A 21,153-nucleotide genomic window follows, 5' to 3' on the forward strand; every position below is an offset into this window, starting at 1 on the left:
CTGAAGGCCGGCCGGTGATGTAAGTGAAGGGTTAAGTTCAGTCGTATGAGTGACAGCAAGGAAGACAAGCCGGTTCTGGGTCGCAAGCCGTTGGGCATCAAGCGGACCGTGGAATCCGGCCAGGTGCAGCAGCAGTTCAGCCATGGCCGTAAGAATACGGTCGTGGTCGAGGTGAAGCGGCGCCGCATCCTGGGCAAGCCGGGCGAAGCTTCCGCGCTCGCGCCCCAGCCCGATCCGACGCCCGCGCCCGTCGCTGCACCCACGCCTGCCGCGCCGCCGCCGCGTTCGCAGCAGCCGGCCCCGCGCCCTGCCCCCCAGTCGAGCCTGATGTCGCGTCAGGAATTGCAGGCCAAGCTGCTGCGCGAAGCCGAAGAAGCGCGCATGAACGCGCAGGAAGACGCGCGTCGTCGCGAGGATGCTGCGCGGCTTGCGGCGATCGAGGATGAAAAGCGCCGGGTCGAGGAAAGCCGTAACGCTGCCGAAGCACCAGCGCTGCCGGTCGAAACGGCCGCCCCTGCTGTCGAAGTGCCAGCCGCTTCGCCTGCTGCGCCCGTAGCTGAAGCCGTCGAGGCAGCGGTGCCTGTGGCTGAGGAGGCTCCAGCCGCCAGCACCGGAACGACCACGCCGCCGCCGCGCCGCTTTACGCCGGTTGCCCCGGTCAAGCGGCCCGAACCGCCAAAGGCCGACCGCACCAAGCGCGGCGAGGATAATCGCCGCCAGGCAGGCAAGCTGACCGTGACCAAGGCGCTGGCCGATGACGACAGCGCCCGCGCCCGCAGTCTCGCCGCGCTCAAGCGCGCGCGTGAAAAGGAACGTCGCGCCCATTTCGCCGGTGGCGCGCAGCAGCGTGAAAAACAGGTGCGCGACGTCGTCGTGCCCGAAAGCATCACGGTGCAGGAACTCGCCAACCGCATGGCCGAAAAGGGTGCGGATCTGGTCAAGTCGCTGTTCAAGATGGGGACGGCTGTTACGCTGAACCAGCCGATCGATCAGGATACCGCCGAACTGCTGGTCGAGGAATTCGGCCATCGCATCCAGCGCGTGTCCGAAGCCGATGTCGAGGCCGGGATCGAAGGCGATGTGGATTCGCCCGAAACGCTCAAGCATCGCGCGCCCGTGGTCACGATCATGGGCCATGTCGATCACGGCAAGACGAGCCTGCTGGACGCGCTGCGTGGCACCAGCGTCGTGTCGGGCGAAAGCGGCGGCATTACCCAGCATATCGGCGCCTATCAGGTGACGACCAAGAATGGCGATGTCATCACCTTCCTCGATACGCCGGGCCATGAGGCGTTTTCGGAGATGCGCGCGCGTGGCGCGAACGTCACCGATATCGTCATTCTGGTGGTGGCGGCCGATGACGGCCTGATGCCGCAGACGATCGAGGCGATCCGCCACACCAAGGCAGCCGGTGTGCCGATGATTGTGGCGATCAACAAGATCGACAAGCCCGAAGCCAATCCGCAGAAGGTGCGCGAGCGTCTGCTGAGCGAGGAGATCGTCGTCGAGGATATGGGCGGCGAGGTCCAGGACGTGCTCGTGTCGGCCACCAAGAAGACGGGTCTCGACGAACTGATCGAGAAGATCCTGCTTCAGGCCGAAGTCATGGAATTGTCGGCCAACCCGGATCGGGCGGCCGAAGGCAATGTGATCGAGGCGCAACTGGACAAGGGCCGTGGCGCGGTCGCAACCGTGCTGGTGCGCAAGGGCACGCTCAAGGTTGGTGACACTTTCGTCATCGGCGCTGAAAGCGGCAAGGTGCGCGCGCTGGTCAACGACAAGGGCGAGCAGGTGAAGTCCGCCGGGCCTTCGACCCCGGTCGAAGTTCTTGGATTGTCGGGCGTACCGATGGCCGGCGACCAGATGTCGGTCGTGGAGAATGAGGCGCGCGCCCGCGAGGTCGCCGCCTATCGTCAGGAACAGATCACCCGCAAGCGGACCGCGTCTGTTCCCACGAACTTCGAGAACATGTTCTCGGCGCTGAACACCACCATGATCGAATATCCGGTCGTCATCCGCGGCGATGTGCAGGGATCGGTCGAAGCGATCGTCAGCGCATTGAACCGTATTTCGACCGACGAGATCAAGGTGCGGATCCTCAGTTCCGGCGTTGGCGCGATCACTGAAAGTGATGTCACGCTGGCATCGGCCAGCCGTGCGCCGCTGATCGGCTTCAACGTCCGCCCCAATGCCAAGGCGCGTCCGCTGGCGGTGCGCGAAAAGATATCGTTGCGCTATTATGACGTCATCTACGATCTGCTCGAAGAAGTCCGCAACGAAATGGCGGGCCAGCTCGCGCCGGAACGGATCGAAACGATCGTCGGTCGCGCCGAAGTGTTGCAGGTCTTTCCTGCGGGCAAGAAGGACAAGGCGGCCGGCCTGCTCGTCAAGGAAGGCGTTATTCGCAAGGGGCTCAATGCGCGCCTCACACGCGACGATGTCATCGTGTCGAAGACGGTCATCCATTCGCTGCGGCGCTTCAAGGACGATGTCTCCGAAGTCCGTGCCGGTATGGAGTGCGGTGCGGTTCTTCAGGATACCAATGACATCAAGGCCGGCGATACGCTGGAACTGTTCGAGGTCGAAGAGCGCATCCGGACGCTGTGATCCGGTTTGGAACCCCTCCCTTTCAGGGGAGGGGGGAGCGATAGTCTATGGCCCAGAAAAGTGAGAGTGGCGCCGTGCGTCTGCTTCGCGTTGGCGAGCAGGTGCGGCACATCCTGTCCGAAATCCTTGCGCGCGGCGACGTGCATGACGATGTGCTGGCGAAGCATGTCGTCAGCGTGACGGAAGTGCGCATGTCGCCCGATCTGCGGCACGCCACCGTCTTTATCAAACCGCTGCTCGGCCGGGACGAGGAAGCGGTGTTGAAGGCGCTGCGCACCAACACCGCTTATCTCCAGCGCGAGGTCGCGCACCGCATGACGCTCAAATATGCGGCGAAGCTCAAATTTCTCGCCGACGACAGTTTCGATGAGGGCAGCCATATCGACAGGCTGCTGCGCGATCCCAAGGTGGCGCAGGACCTGATGACGCCCGACGAGGAGTGACGGCTGCGGCGACGGTCCGCTGCCGCAACCATCGTCTTTGTCGCAGCAGGCAAGCAAGGGGATAGAGCGATGAGACGCGTTCAGGCACTGGTGATGGCGCTGGCACTGCTGGCCGGGCCGGCGGGGGCGAAGGAACCGCCGGTGCATCCCGCCGTCGTTTCCGACCCGGCGCCGGACGCCGCCTATCCCGCGGGCATGGACGCATTGGTCATCCCCGCCGGTGACGGTGCGATGAACGGGGTGATGTACACCGCCGCCGGTGCGGGCACGCATCCCACGCTGCTGCTGCTGCATGGTTTTCCCGGCAACGAGCAGAATCTCGACCTAGCCCAGGCGGCGCGGCGCGCGGGATGGAATGTGCTGACGCTCCATTATCGTGGGTCCTGGGGCAGTCCGGGCGTTTTTTCCTTCGCCAACGCGGCACAGGATGCATGGACGGCGCTGCTCTTTCTGGAACAGTCCGCGACGGTCGCCCGATATCGCGTCGACACGAGCGCGATCGTCGTAGCCGGGCACAGCATGGGCGGTTTCATGGCCGCTGACGCCGCCGCCGCCGAACCGCGCGTCGCGGGCCTGTTCCTGATCGACCCGTGGGACCCTTCGGAAACGGCGGAGTCGCTCGCCACGCCACAGGGCGAGGCGGCCTGGAAAGCGGAGGTCGCGGGCGACCTGCCGCCGCTTGCCGGGGCGACCTACGACAGTTTGACGGCCGAGATCAGGACGCATGCAGACCGGTTCGATCTGGGTCATCGCCTGATCGCCTATGCCCGCCGGCCGCTGACGATCGTCGGCGCCGAGCGGGGAATAGGCGCAACCGCGCGGAAGCTGGGGGCACAGGCGCAGGGCGGCAACCCGGATGCGCAATTGATGGTCTGGCCGACTGACCATAGTTTTTCAGACAAGCGCATCGCGCTCGCCGACGCGCTGGTCCGCTTTCTCAAGAGCGTCGCGCCGACCGCGCGCTGAGAAGCTAAGGGCTGACAGCCGCGTCGCCGCACTATAGGGGCGGGCGATGCACGGCTGGATCATCCTCGACAAACCGCATGGCCTGGGCTCGACGCAGGCGGTGGCAGCCGTCAAGCGCGCCCTTCGCGACAGTGGCGCGGGTAAGTGCAAGGTCGGCCATGGCGGTACGCTCGATCCGCTGGCGACCGGCGTCCTGCCCGTGGCGGTGGGCGAGGCGACCAAGCTCGCCGGGCGGATGCTCGACAGCGATAAAATCTATGATTTCACGGTGGCTTTCGGGACGCAGACCGACACGCTCGATCTGGAAGGCGCGATCATTGCGACCAGCGATCACCGCCCGACGCTGGCGGAGGTGGAGGCGATCCTGCCCCGCTTTACCGGCTCGATCGAACAGGCGCCGCCCGCCTATAGCGCCATCCTGATCGACGGTCAGCGGGCCTATGATCTGGCGCGAGCGGGGCAGGATGTGGAGATGAAGCTGCGGTCGGTGACGATCCATGCGCTTACGCCCGTTCGGTTCGAGCTGGCGGAGGGGGAGGGTCTGCTCGCCACGCTCACCCTCACGGCCCATGTCTCCAAGGGCACCTATATCCGCTCCCTCGCGCGCGACATCGCGCGGGCGCTTGGCACGGTGGGTCATGTCACCATGTTGCGGCGAGTGAAGGCAGGGCCGTTCGGCCTGGACCAGGCAATTTCGCTGGACAAATTGCGGCAGGCTGCTAACGAGCGCGAAATCGGCCAGCTTATGCTGCCGTTGACGACAGGGCTGGACGACATCCCGGCTCTGCCAGTCGACCCCGATCAGGCGTTGGCGCTCCGTCAGGGGCGCATACTGGACGGGGCAGGCGTTGCCACAGGTCTTCACCTCGCCATCGACGGGATTATCCCCGTTGCCCTGGTGAATGCGGAAGGCGGAGAAATCCGGGTGGTGCGCGGTTTCAACCTGATGTCGAAGGAAGAAGAATAGATGACGATCACGGCTGAGCGCAAGGAAGCGCTAATCAAGGAACATGCCCGCGCCGAAGGCGATACGGGTTCCCCCGAGGTTCAGGTTTCGATCCTGACCGAGCGGATCACGAACCTGACCGAGCATTTCAAGGGTCATCATAAGGATAATCACAGCCGTCGCGGCTTGTTGATGATGGTCAACAAGCGTCGTTCGCTTCTGGACTATCTCAAGAAGAAGGATCAGGCGCGCTACACCGACCTGATCGCCAAGCTGGGGCTGCGGAAGTGACCCAATAAGTTCGGCCCGCTTCGGCGGGCCGTTTACGTTTTGGTCATCCCGATGAAGGTCGGGATCCAGGGCAGCCAGGGCGGACAGGTTCGATTTCAATGTAGCTGGACCCCGGCCTTCGCCGGGGAACAGCAATCTGGCAGTCTCGCAATTCGGCGGGGCCGCCGTCGGGGCAAGGGAAAACGCCTCATACCGCCGCGGGCCGGTTTAGCCCGCGACCAAAGGCCCCGCCCGGCAATAGGGCCGATGCGGGCAAAGGAAAAATCTATGTTTGATGTCAAGAAAGTTTCGATCGAGCTGGCCGGCAAGACGCTGACCCTCGAAACCGGCCGCATCGCGCGTCAGGCCGACGCCGCTGTGCTGGCGACCTATGGCGAGACGGTGGTGCTGTGCGCCGTGACCGCCGCCAAGTCGGTGAAGGATGGGCAGGACTTCTTCCCGCTTACCGTCCATTATCAGGAAAAATATTCGGCCGCCGGTCGCATTCCGGGTGGCTTCTTCAAGCGCGAGCGTGGCGCGACGGAAAAGGAAACGCTGGTTTCCCGCCTGATCGACCGTCCGCTCCGTCCGCTGTTCCCCGAAGGCTTCTATAACGAAATCAACGTCATCGCCCAGGTGCTGTCGTTCGATGGCGACAGCGAGCCCGATATCGTCGCGATGATCGCCGCTTCGGCCGCGCTCACCCTGTCGGGCGTCCCCTTCATGGGTCCGATCGGCGCGGCCCGCGTCGGCTATCAGAATGGCGAATATATCCTCAACCCCTCGCTGGACGAAGCCAAGGCCGGCGAACTCGACCTGGTCGTCGCCGCGACGCATGACGCCGTGATGATGGTCGAATCCGAAGCCAAGGAGCTTTCGGAAGAGGTCATGCTGGGCGCCGTCCTGTTCGCGCATGACGCCAGCAAGAAGATCGTCGAAGCGATCATCAAGCTTGCCGAAAAGGCCGCCAAGGAGCCTTGGGACATGGCCAAGGGCGATGATCTGGGCGAACTGAAGGGCAAGCTCAAGAAGCTGATCGGCGCGGACATTGCCGCTGCCTACAAGATCACCGACAAGTCGCAGCGGTCTAACCTGCTGAACGAAGCCCGCGCGAAGGCGAAGGCCAGCTTCACCGCCGAGGGCCTGGATGCCCAGACGGTGATGGCCGGCATCAAGCTGACCAAGAAGCTGGAAGCCGAAATCGTGCGTGGCGCGATCCTCAAGGACGGCAGCCGCATTGACGGCCGCTCGACCACGCAGATTCGCCCAATCGAGGCGATGGTCGGCTTCCTGCCACGCACGCATGGGTCTGCGCTGTTTACGCGTGGCGAGACCCAGTCGATCTGCACCACCACCTTGGGCACCAAGGAAAGCGAGCAGATGATCGACGGCCTGACCGGCCTGCATTATGAAAACTTCATGCTGCACTACAACTTCCCGCCCTATTCGGTCGGTGAAGTCGGCCGGTTCGGCGCGCCGGGTCGCCGCGAAGTCGGTCACGGCAAGCTCGCCTGGCGCGCGCTGCACCCCGTGCTGCCGACCAAAGACGAGTTCCCCTACACGATCCGCGTTCTGTCGGACATCACCGAGTCGAATGGCTCGTCCTCGATGGCGACTGTCTGCGGCGGTTCGCTCTCGATGATGGATGCGGGCGTGCCTTTGAAGCGCCCTGTCTCCGGCATCGCCATGGGCCTGATCCTGGAAGGCAAGGATTTCGCCGTCCTGTCCGACATCCTGGGTGACGAAGATCATCTGGGCGACATGGACTTCAAGGTCGCGGGCACCGAAGTCGGCATCACGACGATGCAGATGGACATCAAGATCGCCGGCATCACGCGGGAAATCTTTGAAGTCGCGCTCAATCAGGCGAAGGAAGGCCGCGCGCACATCCTTGGCGAAATGAGCAAGGCGCTGTCCTCGACCCGCACCGAATTGTCGGCGCACGCGCCGCGCATCGAGACGTTGCAGATCGACAAGTCGAAGATCCGCGAAGTGATCGGCACCGGGGGCAAGGTGATCCGCGAGATCGTCGCCGAAACCGGCGCGAAGGTCGATATCGACGATGAGGGCTTGATCAAGATCAGCTCGTCCGATCCGGCGCAGATCGAGGCCGCGCGCAAGTGGATTCTCGGCATCACGCAGGAAGCGGAAGTCGGCAAGGTCTATGACGGCAAGGTCGTCAACATCGTCGATTTCGGCGCCTTCGTGAACTTCATGGGCGGCAAGGACGGTCTCGTCCACGTGTCCGAAATGCGCAACGAGCGCGTCGAAAAGCCGACCGATGTCGTGTCGGAAGGCCAGGAGGTGAAGGTCAAGGTTCTCGAGATCGACCCGCGCGGCAAGGTGCGCCTGTCGATGCGCGTCGTGGATCAGGAGACCGGCGAAGAGCTGGAGGATACCCGTCCTGCCCGCGAACCGCGCGAGCCCCGTGGTGATCGCGGCGACCGGGGCGATCGTGGTCGTGGCCCGCGTCGCGATGGCGGCGGCCGTGGCGGCGATCGGGGTCCGCGCCGCGAGCGTTCGGACGCCGGCGGCAAGAGCGACGACGACGGCTCGAACGCCGGCCTGCCGGATTTCCTGACCCAGGATTGATCGGCTTGGCCATCTGAAAAGGAAGGGCGTCCGGTTCGACCGGGCGCCTTTTTTTTAATGGAACGACGTTGAGAGCATCGCGGGTTGGATCGGGATCAGCTCTCATCCATTCCGACCGAGCGCTTCGGACTTCGCTCGGGGCGAACGGCTTACTTAATGCGCAATGCCCTAATCGAGACGTTCATAAGGACGCTCTTTCCCGACCTCGCATTCTGACGCTTGGCGAGGGCGATCCGCTCGGCTATGACCCGGCCCATGCTCACGAAAACCATCACGCGCGTCGGCGCGGCCACCGCCCTGGTCCTGCTTGCCGCCCCTGTGCTGACGGGTTGCGCGACTTCGAAGAACAAGTCCGACACGCAATATGTCGCACGTGATGTTTCCACTCTGTATAATAGTGGAAAATCCCGGCTCGACCGTGGCCAGTATAAGCTGGCGGCTGCCCTGTTCGACGAGGTGGAACGCCAGCATCCCTATTCGCCATGGGCGCGTCGCGCTCAGCTGATGTCGGCGTTCAGCTATTATATGAACCGCGATTATAATGAATCGATCGCGGCGGCGCAGCGCTTCCTGTCGATCCATACCGGTAACAAGGACGCGCCCTACGCCTATTATCTCGTTGCATTGTGCTATTATGAGCAGATTGCGGACGTCACGCGCGATCAGAAGATCACGCAGCAATCGCTGGATGCGCTGGGCGAGCTGATTCGCCGCTATCCCGAGACGCGCTATGCCGCCGATGCCCGTTTGAAAGTGGATCTGGTCAACGACCATCTCGCCGGCAAGGAGATGGAAGTAGGCCGATTTTACCAGCGTCGCGGGCAATGGCTTGCTGCCACGCTGCGCTTCCGTATCGTGATCGACAAATATCAGACCACCACGCACACGCCCGAAGCGCTGGAGCGGCTGGTCGAAAGCTATCTCTCTCTTGGCATCCCCGAAGAGGCCAGGAAAGCAGCGGCCGTGCTCGGCGCTAACTATCCGGGTTCGGAATGGTATGAGCGCTCGTTCAAGCTGATCCGCCAACATGGCGGCAGCCCGGCGTAACGCCTATCATGTCCGATGACCTGTTCCCCGGCGAAGGCCGGGGCCCAGGCGCGACCGGGGCCGGACCCCGGCCTTCAGCCTTTGCTGTCCTTTATCCCGAGCCACTGCCGCAGCCAGTCGAACGGCCGGAGAGCGGCGTGCGGCCATGAGCCACTATATGTTCCCCTTTTGTCTATTTGGGGGTAGAAGCGCGTCATGCTGACCGCCCTCTCGATCCGCAATATCGTCCTGATCGAGGCGCTGGATCTGGAATTCGGGCCGGGCCTTAGCGTGCTGACGGGCGAGACCGGGGCCGGTAAGTCCATCCTGCTCGACTCTCTGGGACTGGCGCTTGGTGCCCGCGCCGACAATGGCCTCGTGCGTAGCGGGGAAGCACAGGCAAGCGTCACCGCGACGTTCGATGCGCCGGCAGCGGGGCATCGCGCCATCGCCGTACTCGCCGCCAATGCGATCGATATCGAGCCGGGCGAGCCGCTCATCATCCGCCGGTCGCTCAAGGCCGATGGAGGAAGCCGCGCCTTCATCAATGATCAGCCCTGCTCGGCCGCGTTGCTGCGCGAACTGGGCGGTTCGCTGGTCGAGATCCACGGACAGCATGACGACAGGGGCCTGCTCAATCCGCGCGGCCACCGAGCCTTGCTCGACGCCTATGGGCGATGCCACGCGAGTGGAGTCGGGGCGGCCCATGCCGCGTGGCGGGCGGCGGCGGCCGCGCTGGCCGAGGCGCGCGCGACGGTGGAGACGGCGGCGCGGGATCGCGATTACCTCGCGCATGTCGTGGAGGAACTGGCCCAGTTCGGACCGGAGCCGGGCGAAGAGGCGGTGCTGGCGGAGGAGCGGGCGACGATGCAGAAGGGCGCGCGCCTGACCGATGATCTGACCGCCGTGACCCAATGTCTGACCGGATCGGACGGCGGCCTGGCGCAACTGCGTCAGGCGGCGCGGCGGCTGGACCGCATCGCATCCGAATATGAGCCGCTGGCGCAGGCGCTGGAGGCGCTGGATCGCGCCGTGGTGGAGGCGGGCGAGGCGGAGGACCGGCTGGCCGAGGCGGCCGATGCGCTCAGTTTCGATCCCGCGCGGCTCGACCGGATCGAGACCCGGCTGTTCGACCTGCGCGGCCTTGCGCGCAAGCATCAGGTGCAGGCCGACGATCTGGCCACGCTGCGGGACGACATGGCGGCAAGGCTGGCGGCGATCGAGGGCGGGGAAGAGCATATCGCCGCGCTGGACGCAGAGGTGGCGGTGAAAGCGGCCACCTATCGCAGGGCGGCACAGGCGTTGTCGGCCGAACGGCAGTCGGCGGCGGGCAAGCTGGACGCGGCTGTGGCTGGCGAACTTGCGCCGCTCAAGCTGGACGCGGCCCGGTTTCGCACCGCGGTCGTGCCGCTGGACGAGGCGCAGTGGGGACCGCAGGGCATGGACCGGGTGGAGTTCGAGATTTCGACCAACCCCGGCGCGCCCTTCGCGCCGCTCGTCAAGATCGCGAGCGGCGGCGAATTGTCGCGCTTCATCCTGGCGCTCAAGGTGGCGCTGGCGGAGCAGGGCGGGGCCGATTCGCTGATCTTCGACGAAATCGACCGGGGCGTGGGCGGCGCTGTCGCGTCCGCCATCGGCGAGCGGCTCGCGCGGCTGGCGCGGACCAACCAGATCCTCGTCGTCACGCACAGCCCCCAGGTCGCGGCGCGCGGCGCGGGGCATATGCTGATCGCCAAGGCGAGCGACGGGACCGTGGCGCGCACCGGCGTGCATGCGTTGAGCGAGAGCGAACGGCGCGAGGAAATCGCTCGCATGCTGTCGGGCGCGGAGATCACCGCCGAGGCACGGGCGCAGGCGGAACGGTTGCTCGAGGCGTGAGAGGGAAGGTCAATGATGACTCATAACCGGAGAGACATGCTCGGGCTCACCGCCGCTGCGCTCGCCGCCAGCAGCATTTCCGCCGCTGCGCAGGAGGGGAGGCCCCGGTACGGTTTGATCGGCCAGATGCTGAGCGCGCCCGGCAAGCGCGACGAACTGGTTGCCATTCTGACGGATGCCACCGGCGCGATGCCCGGTTGCCTGTCCTATATCGTGGCGCTGGACACTGCCAATGCGGACGCGATCTGGATCACCGAAATCTGGGACAGCAAGGAAAGCCACGCCGCCTCGCTCAAACTGCCCGCCGTGCGCGCCGCCATCGCCAAGGCGCGTCCGATCATCGCCGGCTTCCCGCAGCATTTCGAGACGGTGCCGGTGGCCGGGGTTTGAAACCCACGTCGTGAAAATCGACCCTCCCCAGCCGGGCGGTCAATAGCGGCCTTTCTGGTCGGCCTGGGCTTCGCTACAGCAATCCCATGACCGACCCTACCAAACTGACGGAAGCCGAAGCCGCCAACCGCCTCATGCGGCTGGCAAAAGAAATTGCCCGCCACAACCGGCTCTATCATGATCAGGATGCGCCGGAGATCAGTGACGCGGACTATGACGCGCTGATCCGCGAAAATGGCGCGCTGGAGGCGGTGTTTCCTCACCTCGTCCGCGCTGACTCACCCAATGCGCTGGTCGGCGCGGCGTCCACATCCGCGCTCAAAAAGGTCGCCCATGCTCAGCGGATGATGAGCCTCGACAATGGCTTTGCCGATGAGGACATCGCCGAGTTTCTCGCGCGGGTGCGCCGGTTTCTCGCGCTGGCTGAGGATGCCCCGGTTGCGTTGACCGCAGAGCCGAAGATCGACGGCCTCTCCTGTTCGCTCCGCTACGAGAAGGGCGAACTGGTGCTTGCGGCGACGCGCGGCGACGGCGCGACCGGAGAGGATGTGACCGCCAATGTGCGGACCATTAGCGACATTCCGCAACGGCTGGCGGGCGACGACGTGCCCGACCTGTTCGAGGTACGCGGCGAGGTCTATATGGCCAAGGACGCGTTTGCGGCGCTCAATGCACGTCTGCTGGCCGAAGCCGATGAGCCGGAAAAGGCGCGCCAGTTCGCCAATCCGCGCAACGCAGCCGCCGGTTCCTTGCGGCAGAAGGACCCAGCCGTCACCGCCAGCCGGCCCTTGCGTTTTCTGGCCCATGGCTGGGGCGCGCATTCGGACGTGCCTGCCGATACCCAGCTTTGCGTGATGCAGGCGATCGCGGATTGGGGCCTGCCCGTGTCAAAATTGCTGACCCGCGTTGAAACGCTGGATGCGCTGATCGCGCATTATCGGGAGATCGAGGCTGTGCGCGCCGAGCTGCCTTTCGATATCGACGGCGTCGTCTACAAGGTCGACCGGCTCGACTGGCAGCAGCGGCTGGGTTTCGTGGCCAAGGCGCCGCGCTGGGCCATTGCGCATAAATTTCCGGCCGAACGCGCACAGACGACGCTGGAAGCGATCGACATTCAGGTCGGCCGCACCGGCAAGCTGACGCCGGTGGGGCGGTTGACCCCCGTGACCGTGGGCGGCGTCGTCGTGTCGAACGTGACGTTGCACAATGCCGACGAGATTGCGCGGCTCGGCGTGCGCCTTGGCGACCGCGTCGTCGTCCAGCGCGCGGGCGATGTCATCCCGCAGGTGGTGGATAATCTGACCCGCGACAAACCGCGTGCGCCCTTCGCCTATCCCGATCATTGCCCGGTCTGCGGATCGGAAGCGGTGCGCGAGGAGGGGGAGGTCGATATCCGCTGCACCGGTGGCCTGATCTGCGCCGCGCAGAGGTTCGAGCGGCTGCGTCATTTCGTCAGCCGGGGCGCGCTAGATATCGAGGGGCTGGGCGAAAAGACGATCCAGGAATTTCTCGACCTCGGCTGGATCAGGGAGCCGGCGGATATCTTCCGGCTCGCCAGCCACCGCGCCGCCTTGCTGACGCGCGAGGGGTGGAAGGAAAAGTCGGTCGACAATCTGCTCGCCGCGATCGAGGCAAAGCGCGCGCCCGATGGCGGGCGGCTGCTGTTTGGCCTTGGCATTCGCCATGTCGGCGCGGTGACGGCGCGTGACCTGCTCAAACGCTATGTGAATTTCGGCGGTATCAGGGCACTCGCACAAGATATCATCGCCCTGCGTGATGCAGCGGTGCCGCTCGAAGGTGAGGAACCGCAGCGTTTCCGCAATCGTCTGGACAAAGCGATCGCCGAAAGGATCGGGGTCGAAAATGTCGGCGCGGCGGTCGGCCATGCGCTGGCCGACTTCTTCCATGAACCGCATAATGTCGAGGCGTGGGAAGATCTGCTGCGCGAAGCGTCGCCGCCGGACTATATGGTCGAAACGCAGGCCAGCGAAGTGACGGGCAAGACCGTGGTGTTCACCGGCAAGCTGGAAACCATGAGCCGTGACGAGGCCAAGGCGCAGGCCGAACGACTGGGCGCGAAGGCGGCGGGATCGGTCAGCGCGAAGACCGACCTGGTCGTGGCAGGGCCGGGCGCGGGCTCCAAACTGAAACAGGCGGCCGCGCTTGGCATTGCGGTGATCGACGAGGCCGCCTGGGCGGAGATTGTGAAGGCGGCAGGGTAGCCGCCGCCTTCCGGTTCAGGCCGCGCTTTCCAGCTTGTCCTGTGTGCGCGTGTCGAAGTCGCCCGCGTCGTGGCGCTCGTGCAATTGCTCTTCCAGCGGGCCGAACGCCTTGTTGACGATGCGGCCGCGCTTGACGGCGGGGCGGGTGGCGATCTGCTCGGCCCAGCGCACGACGTTCTTGTAGCTCTTCACGTCGAGAAACTCGGCCGCTTCATAGACATTGTTCAGGATGAGCCCACCACCATACCAGGTCCAGATCGCGATATCAGCGATCGAATAATCGCTGCCGGCGATATAGTCGCTGTTCGCAAGCTGACGGTCGAGCACGTCGAGCTGACGCTTCGCTTCCATGGCATATCGGTCGATCGGATACTGCCATTTTTCCGGCGCATAAGCATAGAAATGGCCAAAGCCACCGCCAAGCAGCGGTGTCGCCGCCATCTGCCAGAACAGCCAGGACAGGGTTTCTGCCCTCGCGCCGGGTTCGGTCGGCAGAAACGCGCCGAATTTTTCCGCAAGATAAACGAGGATCGAACCGGACTCGAACACGCGCTGAGGCGGCGAGACGCTATGATCCACCAGCGCCGGTATCTTGCTGTTGGGGTTGGCCGAAACGAAGCCGCTGCCGAACTGGTCGCCCTCGTTGATGCGGATCAGCCAGGCGTCATATTCCGCACCCGCATGCCCTGCCGCCAGCAATTCCTCCAGCATGATGCTGACCTTCTGGCCGTTGGGCGAGGCGAGCGAGTAGAGCTGGATCGGATGCTTGCCGACGGGCAGGTCCTTGTCGTGCGTCGGCCCGGCGATCGGACGGTTGATGTTGGCGAAAGGCCCGCCGCCATCCTTGTCCCAGGTCCAGACGCGGGGTGGGGTATAAGCGCTATCGGTCATGCTTGGCCTTTCGGGACGTTACGCGAGAGAAATAGGATGCGCCACCGATGGCGGCAAGGCGTTGGCCGCGTTCCGAAGGTCGTCTGCCCCAAATCATTCGACGCGCCGGCGCCCCTGCGACAAAAAGGCGCTGCCAGGCTCTTGACCCGCCGATCGGCCTAGCCATATGAGGCGGCGCTGGCACTCCTGTTAGAGGAGTGCTAACAGACGCAAGTTCATCGGGAGACGGACCGGGCCGAGGGCGATTCGCAGGGCATCCTGCCGCCATCGGCTTTCCTGCTCCCCAATCTGAAGGGAAAGGCATCAACATGGCATTTCGTCCGTTGCACGACCGTGTTCTCGTCCGCCGTATCGAAGCGGAAGCGAAGACAGCCGGTGGAATCATCATCCCCGACACCGCCCAGGAAAAGCCGCAGGAAGGCGAAATCGTCTCCGTCGGTTCCGGCTCGAAGGCCGAAGACGGCAAGGTTACGCCGCTCGACGTCAAGGCCGGCGACCGCATCCTGTTCGGCAAATGGTCGGGCACCGAGGTCAAGGTCGATGGCCAGGACCTACTCATCATGAAGGAATCGGACATTCTCGGCATCGTTGCCTGAGACCCGATTTCTTTTCCCTTAATTTGCAAAAAAGAGGTTTTTACCCATGGCTGCAAAAGACGTAAAATTCTCCCGCGACGCCCGTGAGCGCATCCTGCGCGGCGTCGACATCCTGGCCGACGCGGTCAAGGTGACGTTGGGTCCCAAGGGCCGCAACGTCGTCATCGACAAGAGCTTCGGCGCCCCCCGCATCACCAAGGACGGCGTCAGCGTCGCCAAGGAAATCGAACTTAAGGACAAGTTCGAGAATATGGGCGCGCAGATGGTCCGCGAAGTCGCTTCCAAGACCAACGACATCGCCGGTGACGGCACCACCACCGCGACCGTACTGGCGCAAGCCATCGTTCGCGAAGGCATGAAGTCGGTCGCTGCCGGCATGAACCCGATGGATCTGAAGCGCGGCATCGACCTCGCCGTCGTCAAGGTCGTCGAGGACCTCAAGGCGCGTTCGAAACCCGTTTCGGGCACGAAGGAAATCGCTCAGGTCGGTATCATTTCGGCCAATGGCGACACCGTCGTCGGTGAGAAGATCGCAGAAGCGATGGAGCGCGTCGGCAAGGAAGGCGTGATCACCGTCGAGGAAGCCAAGGGTCTCGAGTTCGAACTCGACGTCGTCGAAGGCATGCAGTTCGACCGTGGCTATCTGTCGCCTTACTTCGTGACGAATCCGGAAAAGATGGCTGTAGAGCTGGCTGATCCGTATATTCTGATCCACGAAAAGAAGCTCAGCAACCTTCAGTCGATCCTGCCGATCCTCGAAGCGGTCGTTCAGTCGGGTCGTCCCCTGCTGATCATCGCCGAAGATATCGAAGGCGAAGCGCTGGCGACCCTGGTCGTCAACAAGCTGCGTGGCGGCCTTAAGGTCGCTGCGGTCAAGGCACCCGGTTTCGGCGATCGTCGCAAGGCGATGCTGGAAGATATCGCTGTCCTCACCAAGGGCGAAGTGATCTCGGAAGACCTCGGCATCAAGCTCGAGAATGTCACGCTCGCGATGCTCGGCACCGCCAAGCGCGTTACCATCGACAAGGACAACACCGTCATCGTCGATGGCGCTGGCGACCATGACTCGATCAAGGGCCGTACCGAGCAGATCCGTCAGCAGATCGAGAACACCACCTCGGACTATGACAAGGAAAAGCTCCAAGAACGTCTGGCCAAGCTTGCTGGCGGCGTTGCCGTCATCAAGGTCGGCGGCGCTTCGGAAGTCGAAGTCAAGGAGCGCAAGGACCGCGTCGACGACGCTCTCCACGCGACCCGCGCTGCGGTTGAAGAAGGCATCGTTCCCGGTGGTGGTACGGCTTTGCTGTACGCAACCAAGGCTCTCGAAGGCCTCAAGGGTGCGAACGACGACCAGACCCGTGGTATCGACATCATCCGCAAGGCGATCGAAGCGCCGCTGCGTCAGATCGCCCAGAATGCTGGTGTCGACGGCGCCGTGGTTGCCGGCAATTTGCTGCGCGAAAATGACGAGACCAAGGGCTTCAACGCCGCGACCGACGTCTACGAGAACCTCGTGGAAGCTGGCGTCATCGACCCGACCAAGGTGGTTCGCGCCGCGCTTCAGGACGCCGCCTCGGTGGCTGGCCTGCTGATTACGACGGAATCGGCGATCGCCGAACTGCCCGCCGACGACAAGGCGCCAATGGGCATGCCCGGTGGCGGCATGGGCGGCATGGGCGGCATGGACTTCTAAAGCGATCGTTCGCAGGCGGGGTCAGCCTCGCCTGCGGTTCGATCGTGAGGAACAGTCCTGCTTTCCTGACGAAACAGAAGGGCTGGTGGAGCGATCCCCCGGCCCTTTTTGTCGTCGGGCTTGTTTTAGATTTATACGCAACCCGCTGATATTCGCCGGCTTTCCGGGGGAACATATGGCAGGAGCCACTTCCTCATTATGTCGTGCCGTTAGGGCTTAGCCTCCCTTATCAGGCCGCTTCAGCACCGCCATCGTCATCTCCCGCCTGACCATGAACCCCAGCGTCTCATATAGGGCTATGGCGGCGTGGTTACTGGCATAGGCGTGCAGGAATGGTGTTTCGCCGCGATCGAGCATTGCGCCCGCGACGATGCGCATCAGCCGGCCGGCATAGCCCCGGCCGCGATGGTCGGGATGTGTGCAGACCCCGCTGACCTCGGCGAAGCCGGGCAAGCGCATCCGCTCGCCCGCCATGGCGACCAGCCGCCCTTCCCGCCGCACCCCGATGAAGCGGCCGAGGCGATGCGTCAGGGCGTAAAAGGGCCCCGGTCTGGTGAGCGTCGCCAGCGCGTGCATCTCGGGCGCATCCGCCTCGGTCAGGACGATATGATCCACCGCTCCGGCGGCCGAGGGTGTAAGACGGTCTGCGACCATCTGCGCCAGCGCCGCGGTTCGTACGAGTGCCGCGTTGGGCGGCGCTGGCAGGGGGCTATCGGTCACGAGCCAAAGCTCGCCCTGTTCTGGCAAAAGGCCAGCGAGCGCCGTGGCGCTCCTCACGCTGTCATCGACCGTCGCGGCGAACGGCCCATAGCGGGGATCGAGGCGCAGAGCATCCTGGCCTCCCTCCGCCAGAGACGCCCAACCCGTCGACAAGGCATTCCAGACGGGGCGATCGAGAGCATGCATAATCCCAGCGTCCTGATTAGTTGACGACAGCAACTATCATCGGTTAGGGCCTGTTGCAACATGACCGACGCTGTCGCCGCCCTGCGCGCATTCAATCGCTTCCACACCGGTTTTGCGGGCGTGCTTCAGCCCAGCTATATGCAGAGCGGCGTGGGCGTCACCGCCGCCCGGCTGTTGTATGAGATTGCGCAGGCGCCCGATGGCGTGCTGGCCAGCGCACTGCGCGCGCGGCTCGATCTGGACGCGGGCCATACCAGCCGGATGCTGGCCTCATTCGAGAAAAGAGGGTGGATCATCCGGGGGCGAGGCATGGACGCGCGGCAGCGGCCTATCTGCCTGACGCGGGAGGGACGCCGCTTTTTCGACGCGCTCGACCGGCGAACGCGGGCGGACATGGAGGCGCGCATCGCCGGGCTCGACCAGGATGAGCGGGCCGATCTCGTGGCGGCGCTCGCCCGCGTCCGCACCTTGCTGGGCGATCCGGTCGATCGCGGCTGAGGCGGCGACGTCTCATGCGTTCCACGGGCTGAGCCTGTGTGCTGGCCGTCCGCGCGCATCTTGTAAAACCCGCAATTTACCAAATAGAAATCATGTTCGGCCAAGATTGCGTAACGTGTCACGCTTCCTTCGCCACTGGAGCGCAATTTTGCGCGCGCGCCTTGCGCCTGATGCTCAGCAGAGCGCGGAGGTGCGGGGAAGTCTCGTCAAATCCCTTTACGCATCGCCCGCTTCGCTGATGATCGGCGCGGTTGCGGGCGGTGCGCTCAGCATGGTCGTCGCCTATAATGCGGCGCAGCCGGCGATCACGACGATCGCGATCCTGATATGCGTCGTCGCGGTCAGCCGATCGATTGCCGCCGGCTACTTCCAGCGCCAATATGCGCATCAGGAAGCCACAGGCCAGCAACTATGGGGTCTCGCCTATGAACTGGGAGCCTGGGGCTATTCCGCGCTGCTCGGGCTGCTGGCCTTTACCACGCTGTTGCTCACCCGCGACGCGTCGCTGCACATATTGAGCGTTTGTCTGGTCGCCGCCTATACCGGCGGCATTTCCGGCCGCAACGCCGGTCGTGTGCAAATAGCTATCGGCCAGACCTGCCTTGCTCTGCTGCCCACCGTCCTTGGCCTCGTTGTCGCCGGGGGGCTCGGCTATCAGGTGCTGGCCGCGATGCTGTTCCTGATGATCTTCGCCATGGCGGAAATCACGCGCACCACCCACCGTATCGTCGTCGAAGCGTTGCAGGGTAAATATGAAAAATCGCAGCTCGCCACCAAGTTCGAGCGGCTGGCCCGCTTTGACAGCCTGACCGGGGTCGAAAACCGCATGGCGATGCAAATGCGGCTGCGCGAATTGTCGGAACAGCGATGGACCGAGGACGATCCGATGGCAGTGTTCTGGATGGACCTCGACCGCTTCAAGGAGATCAACGATTCGCTCGGCCATATCATCGGCGACCAGCTTTTGTGCACGGTCGCCGAACGGCTTTCACGCGCGCTGGACGGCCGTGGCCATGTTGCGCGCTTTGGCGGCGATGAATTCATCCTGATCTGCCCGGATGCGGGCCCGGTGGTCGCCGAGCAGATCGCGATCGACGTCATGGGCGAGTTCGCCCATGATTTCGAAGTCAGCGGCTATCATCTGACCGTGACCGCCTCGATGGGTATCGCCGTGGCGCCCGAAGACGGCCGCGATAGCGACGAGTTGCTCCAGCATGCCGACATGGCGCTCTACAAGGCCAAACATGCGGGCCGCAATCGCCATGCTCGCTTCAGCTGGTCGATGAAAGAGCGGCAAAACCGCACATATGAGCTGGAAATGGGCCTGCGCAATGCGTTGGCGAATGACGAACTGGTGCTGCATTATCAGCCCATTTTCGACACTGTCACTGGCAAGATCGCGCTGTGCGAGGCATTGATGCGGTGGGAACATCCCACGCTTGGCCGCATATCGCCGGCCGAATTCATCCCGATCGCCGAAAGCAGCGTGCTGATCGAGCCGATGACCGCGTGGGCACTGGGCCGTGCCTGCCGCGACGCCATGGAATGGGACGACGATATTCGCGTCGCCGTCAATATTTCGCCCGCGCTGATCAAGACCGATGGCTTGCCGCGCGCAGTCATCGGCGCTCTCCTGGATTCCGGGCTCAAGGCGCGTCGGCTGGAGCTGGAAGTCACCGAATCGATCTTCCTGGAAGATAGCGGCCGAACGAGCATCATCCTGTCCGAACTGCAACGCATCGGCCTCCGGCTGGCGCTCGACGACTTCGGCACCGGTTATTCCAGTCTTTCCTATCTGCGGGACTACAGCTTCGATACGATCAAGGTCGACCAGAGTTTCATTCGCGGGGTCGGGCAGAATCCTCGCGACCGGGCGATCGCCCAGTCGGTCGCCTATCTGGCCCGCGCGCTCGATGTTGAAACCGTGGCGGAAGGAATCGAGACCCAGGAACAGCTTAATTATGCGCGCGAGACCGGCTTCACCAATGTGCAGGGCTTCGTGCTGAGCCGACCGATCCCGGCCGATGCCCTGCTGGAAATGATGGCGGCCATGCGCGAGCCCCAGCGGGACATCGCCTGAGCCCGAAGCGCCGGCGCGCGGTCCGTCGGGCAGCCGATCCTAGAGATGCAGCCGCGTTTGCGCCGACGCCAACCGCCGCATCATCCGCAAATCCTTGGGGTTGAGCTTCAACGCGGTTTCGGCCCAATTTTCGACGATGTCGACCAGTTCCTGATAGTCGAGCGGATCGACCCGCCGGCCCGCCTGGAACACGCCGACATGGCCGGCATGACGCGCGCTGTTGGCGGCGATATAGTTGCGCACCGCCTGCTCGCCTTCGCCCTGTTCCGCCAATATGGTGACGACCCCCATGTCGAACATTTCCTCGGCGTTATAGACTTTGCCGGACAGGATCATGCGTTCGGCCATCTGACGCCCAAGTTTACGGGACAGGATCGAATAGGCGCCCATGCCCGGAAACAGGCCGAACAGCATTTCGGGCAGGCCGAAGCGCGCGCCCTTTTCAGCGATCACGATATCGAAGCACAGCAATGCCTCGAACCCGCCGCCCAGCGCGTCTCCCTGCGCCAGGGCAATGGACACGACCGGCATTTCGGCATTGCGCCACGCCCGGTGCACGACGTCGATGCACGAATGACCATAGCGCACGAGGCCCGGCAGGTCCCCCCGTTCGATGCAGGCCGCGAACAGCTCCAGATCGCCGCCGAGGTTGAACACCCCGGGAAAGCGCGATCCCAGCACCATATATTTGAGCGGCAGGTCACCGCGATCGAACATGCGTTTGGCTTCGGTTTGCCAGCTGCGAATGTCGCGTAGCATGCGCAGATTATAATTCGGGCGATCTTCGGGCGTCATGAACGCCCAGAGCGTGCTCGCCGCAGCGTCCCAGCTGACGTCGATCTGGCCAAGGTCGAACAGGGTCGAATGGCCAAGCTCGCTTGCCAGTGCAGCTTGCGTCGCGGCGATGGAGAACCCTCCATCGGCGTCCGACAGCGGCGGTGACGACACGGCTTCCGCTTCGTCCCTTGTGCCGTGAAACCGGCCTGAATCGATCATTGCATATCCCCGCTTTATCGTATGCAGGAAAACAGTCTTGCGATGCCGATGCAATCTTCGTCCCGGAAAGAAGGGCATTGTTAACTATTTTTCGTAAGACTGTGGCGATTATGATGCTCGAAAACCGCATGGAAATCGCTGCATCGTGACGAT

At 63.9% G+C, this 21,153-nt stretch carries 17 protein-coding genes; 14 read left to right on the forward strand and 3 right to left on the reverse strand.

Going from position 1 to position 21,153, the window contains the following annotated elements; translation table 11 throughout:
• Positions 1-45: 45 nt before the first annotated feature.
• From infB to ligA, 10 genes are all read left to right on the forward strand, one after another.
• Positions 46-2,607, forward strand: coding sequence for a translation initiation factor IF-2 (infB, locus tag WG907_RS04695; protein WP_340231464.1), 2,562 nt, complete (start codon positions 46-48; stop codon positions 2,605-2,607).
• Between the two features lie 47 nt (positions 2,608-2,654).
• On the forward strand, positions 2,655-3,050 hold the full coding sequence (rbfA, locus tag WG907_RS04700) for a 30S ribosome-binding factor RbfA (RefSeq protein ID WP_340231465.1): 396 nt from the start codon (positions 2,655-2,657) through the stop codon (positions 3,048-3,050).
• 69 nt (positions 3,051-3,119) lie between these two features.
• On the forward strand, positions 3,120-4,016 hold the full coding sequence (locus tag WG907_RS04705) for an alpha/beta hydrolase (protein WP_340231466.1): 897 nt from the start codon (positions 3,120-3,122) through the stop codon (positions 4,014-4,016).
• 46 nt (positions 4,017-4,062) lie between these two features.
• Positions 4,063-4,983, forward strand: a complete 921-nt coding sequence (gene truB / locus WG907_RS04710) for a tRNA pseudouridine(55) synthase TruB (RefSeq protein ID WP_340231467.1) — start codon at positions 4,063-4,065, stop codon at positions 4,981-4,983.
• Positions 4,984-5,253 (forward strand): 30S ribosomal protein S15, encoded by a 270-nt coding sequence (rpsO, locus tag WG907_RS04715; RefSeq protein WP_043154400.1) that lies wholly within the window; start codon positions 4,984-4,986, stop codon positions 5,251-5,253.
• A gap of 267 nt (positions 5,254-5,520) precedes the next feature.
• Complete coding sequence (gene pnp, locus WG907_RS04720) at positions 5,521-7,824, forward strand: polyribonucleotide nucleotidyltransferase (protein ID WP_340231468.1); 2,304 nt, start codon at positions 5,521-5,523, stop codon at positions 7,822-7,824.
• 255 nt (positions 7,825-8,079) lie between these two features.
• The gene (locus tag WG907_RS04725; protein WP_340231469.1) at positions 8,080-8,871 is read left to right on the forward strand and encodes an outer membrane protein assembly factor BamD; all 792 of its coding nucleotides are present in this window, start codon (positions 8,080-8,082) and stop codon (positions 8,869-8,871) included.
• A gap of 195 nt (positions 8,872-9,066) precedes the next feature.
• Complete coding sequence (recN, locus tag WG907_RS04730) at positions 9,067-10,728, forward strand: DNA repair protein RecN (protein WP_340231470.1); 1,662 nt, start codon at positions 9,067-9,069, stop codon at positions 10,726-10,728.
• A gap of 15 nt (positions 10,729-10,743) precedes the next feature.
• Positions 10,744-11,118 carry a putative quinol monooxygenase gene (locus WG907_RS04735; protein ID WP_340231835.1) on the forward strand — a complete coding sequence of 125 codons (375 nt, stop codon included), beginning with the start codon at positions 10,744-10,746 and terminating at the stop codon, positions 11,116-11,118.
• Between the two features lie 86 nt (positions 11,119-11,204).
• Positions 11,205-13,340 (forward strand): NAD-dependent DNA ligase LigA, encoded by a 2,136-nt coding sequence (gene ligA, locus WG907_RS04740; protein ID WP_340231471.1) that lies wholly within the window; start codon positions 11,205-11,207, stop codon positions 13,338-13,340.
• Positions 13,341-13,355: 15 nt separating this feature from the next.
• On the opposite strand, the gene yghU is transcribed toward ligA, so the two are convergent.
• Entirely contained in the window at positions 13,356-14,231 is an 876-nt protein-coding gene (gene yghU, locus WG907_RS04745) for a glutathione-dependent disulfide-bond oxidoreductase (protein WP_340231472.1), read from the reverse strand.
• A 308-nt stretch (positions 14,232-14,539) separates the two neighbouring features.
• Between yghU and groES the strand changes: the two genes are divergently transcribed.
• Both groES and groL read left to right on the forward strand, forming a co-directional pair.
• Complete coding sequence (gene groES / locus WG907_RS04750; protein WP_340231473.1) at positions 14,540-14,827, forward strand: co-chaperone GroES; 288 nt, start codon at positions 14,540-14,542, stop codon at positions 14,825-14,827.
• Positions 14,828-14,873: 46 nt separating this feature from the next.
• Positions 14,874-16,520: a chaperonin GroEL gene (gene groL, locus WG907_RS04755; RefSeq protein ID WP_340231474.1), complete on the forward strand. Its 1,647-nt coding sequence runs from the start codon at positions 14,874-14,876 to the stop codon at positions 16,518-16,520.
• Positions 16,521-16,736: 216 nt separating this feature from the next.
• Here the strand turns inward: groL and WG907_RS04760 are convergent, their stop codons facing one another.
• The gene (locus WG907_RS04760; RefSeq protein ID WP_340231475.1) at positions 16,737-17,426 is read right to left on the reverse strand and encodes a GNAT family N-acetyltransferase; all 690 of its coding nucleotides are present in this window, start codon (positions 17,424-17,426) and stop codon (positions 16,737-16,739) included.
• Between the two features lie 60 nt (positions 17,427-17,486).
• Here WG907_RS04760 and WG907_RS04765 point away from each other — a divergent pair, with 60 nt between their 5' ends.
• Both WG907_RS04765 and WG907_RS04770 read left to right on the forward strand, forming a co-directional pair.
• Positions 17,487-17,924 (forward strand): MarR family winged helix-turn-helix transcriptional regulator, encoded by a 438-nt coding sequence (locus WG907_RS04765; protein ID WP_340231476.1) that lies wholly within the window; start codon positions 17,487-17,489, stop codon positions 17,922-17,924.
• Between the two features lie 115 nt (positions 17,925-18,039).
• Entirely contained in the window at positions 18,040-20,004 is a 1,965-nt protein-coding gene (locus WG907_RS04770) for a putative bifunctional diguanylate cyclase/phosphodiesterase (RefSeq protein ID WP_340231477.1), read from the forward strand.
• A 39-nt stretch (positions 20,005-20,043) separates the two neighbouring features.
• Here WG907_RS04770 and WG907_RS04775 read toward each other — a convergent pair whose 3' ends face one another.
• Positions 20,044-21,000: a crotonase/enoyl-CoA hydratase family protein gene (locus tag WG907_RS04775; RefSeq protein ID WP_340231478.1), complete on the reverse strand. Its 957-nt coding sequence runs from the start codon at positions 20,998-21,000 to the stop codon at positions 20,044-20,046.
• Between the last annotated feature and the right edge of the window lie 153 nt (positions 21,001-21,153).

The sequence above is a fragment of the Sphingobium fluminis genome, from assembly GCF_037723805.1.
GTDB lineage: Bacteria > Pseudomonadota > Alphaproteobacteria > Sphingomonadales > Sphingomonadaceae > Sphingobium.

What these genes read in the sequence shown, in the direction of transcription:
- WG907_RS04735 (WP_340231835.1), top strand. Translation starts at nt 10,744, where the DNA reads ATGACTCATAACCGGAGAGACATGCTCGGGCTCACCGCCGCTGCGCTC.
- pnp (WP_340231468.1), top strand. Translation starts at nt 5,521, where the DNA reads ATGTTTGATGTCAAGAAAGTTTCGATCGAGCTGGCCGGCAAGACGCTG.
- groL (WP_340231474.1), top strand. Translation starts at nt 14,874, where the DNA reads ATGGCTGCAAAAGACGTAAAATTCTCCCGCGACGCCCGTGAGCGCATC.
- WG907_RS04725 (WP_340231469.1), top strand. Translation starts at nt 8,080, where the DNA reads ATGCTCACGAAAACCATCACGCGCGTCGGCGCGGCCACCGCCCTGGTC.
- recN (WP_340231470.1), top strand. Translation starts at nt 9,067, where the DNA reads ATGCTGACCGCCCTCTCGATCCGCAATATCGTCCTGATCGAGGCGCTG.
- WG907_RS04765 (WP_340231476.1), top strand. Translation starts at nt 17,487, where the DNA reads ATGACCGACGCTGTCGCCGCCCTGCGCGCATTCAATCGCTTCCACACC.
- WG907_RS04775 (WP_340231478.1), bottom strand. Translation starts at nt 21,000, where the DNA reads ATGATCGATTCAGGCCGGTTTCACGGCACAAGGGACGAAGCGGAAGCC.
- groES (WP_340231473.1), top strand. Translation starts at nt 14,540, where the DNA reads ATGGCATTTCGTCCGTTGCACGACCGTGTTCTCGTCCGCCGTATCGAA.
- yghU (WP_340231472.1), bottom strand. Translation starts at nt 14,231, where the DNA reads ATGACCGATAGCGCTTATACCCCACCCCGCGTCTGGACCTGGGACAAG.
- WG907_RS04705 (WP_340231466.1), top strand. Translation starts at nt 3,120, where the DNA reads ATGAGACGCGTTCAGGCACTGGTGATGGCGCTGGCACTGCTGGCCGGG.
- truB (WP_340231467.1), top strand. Translation starts at nt 4,063, where the DNA reads ATGCACGGCTGGATCATCCTCGACAAACCGCATGGCCTGGGCTCGACG.
- rpsO (WP_043154400.1), top strand. Translation starts at nt 4,984, where the DNA reads ATGACGATCACGGCTGAGCGCAAGGAAGCGCTAATCAAGGAACATGCC.
- infB (WP_340231464.1), top strand. Translation starts at nt 46, where the DNA reads ATGAGTGACAGCAAGGAAGACAAGCCGGTTCTGGGTCGCAAGCCGTTG.
- rbfA (WP_340231465.1), top strand. Translation starts at nt 2,655, where the DNA reads ATGGCCCAGAAAAGTGAGAGTGGCGCCGTGCGTCTGCTTCGCGTTGGC.
- ligA (WP_340231471.1), top strand. Translation starts at nt 11,205, where the DNA reads ATGACCGACCCTACCAAACTGACGGAAGCCGAAGCCGCCAACCGCCTC.
- WG907_RS04760 (WP_340231475.1), bottom strand. Translation starts at nt 17,426, where the DNA reads ATGCATGCTCTCGATCGCCCCGTCTGGAATGCCTTGTCGACGGGTTGG.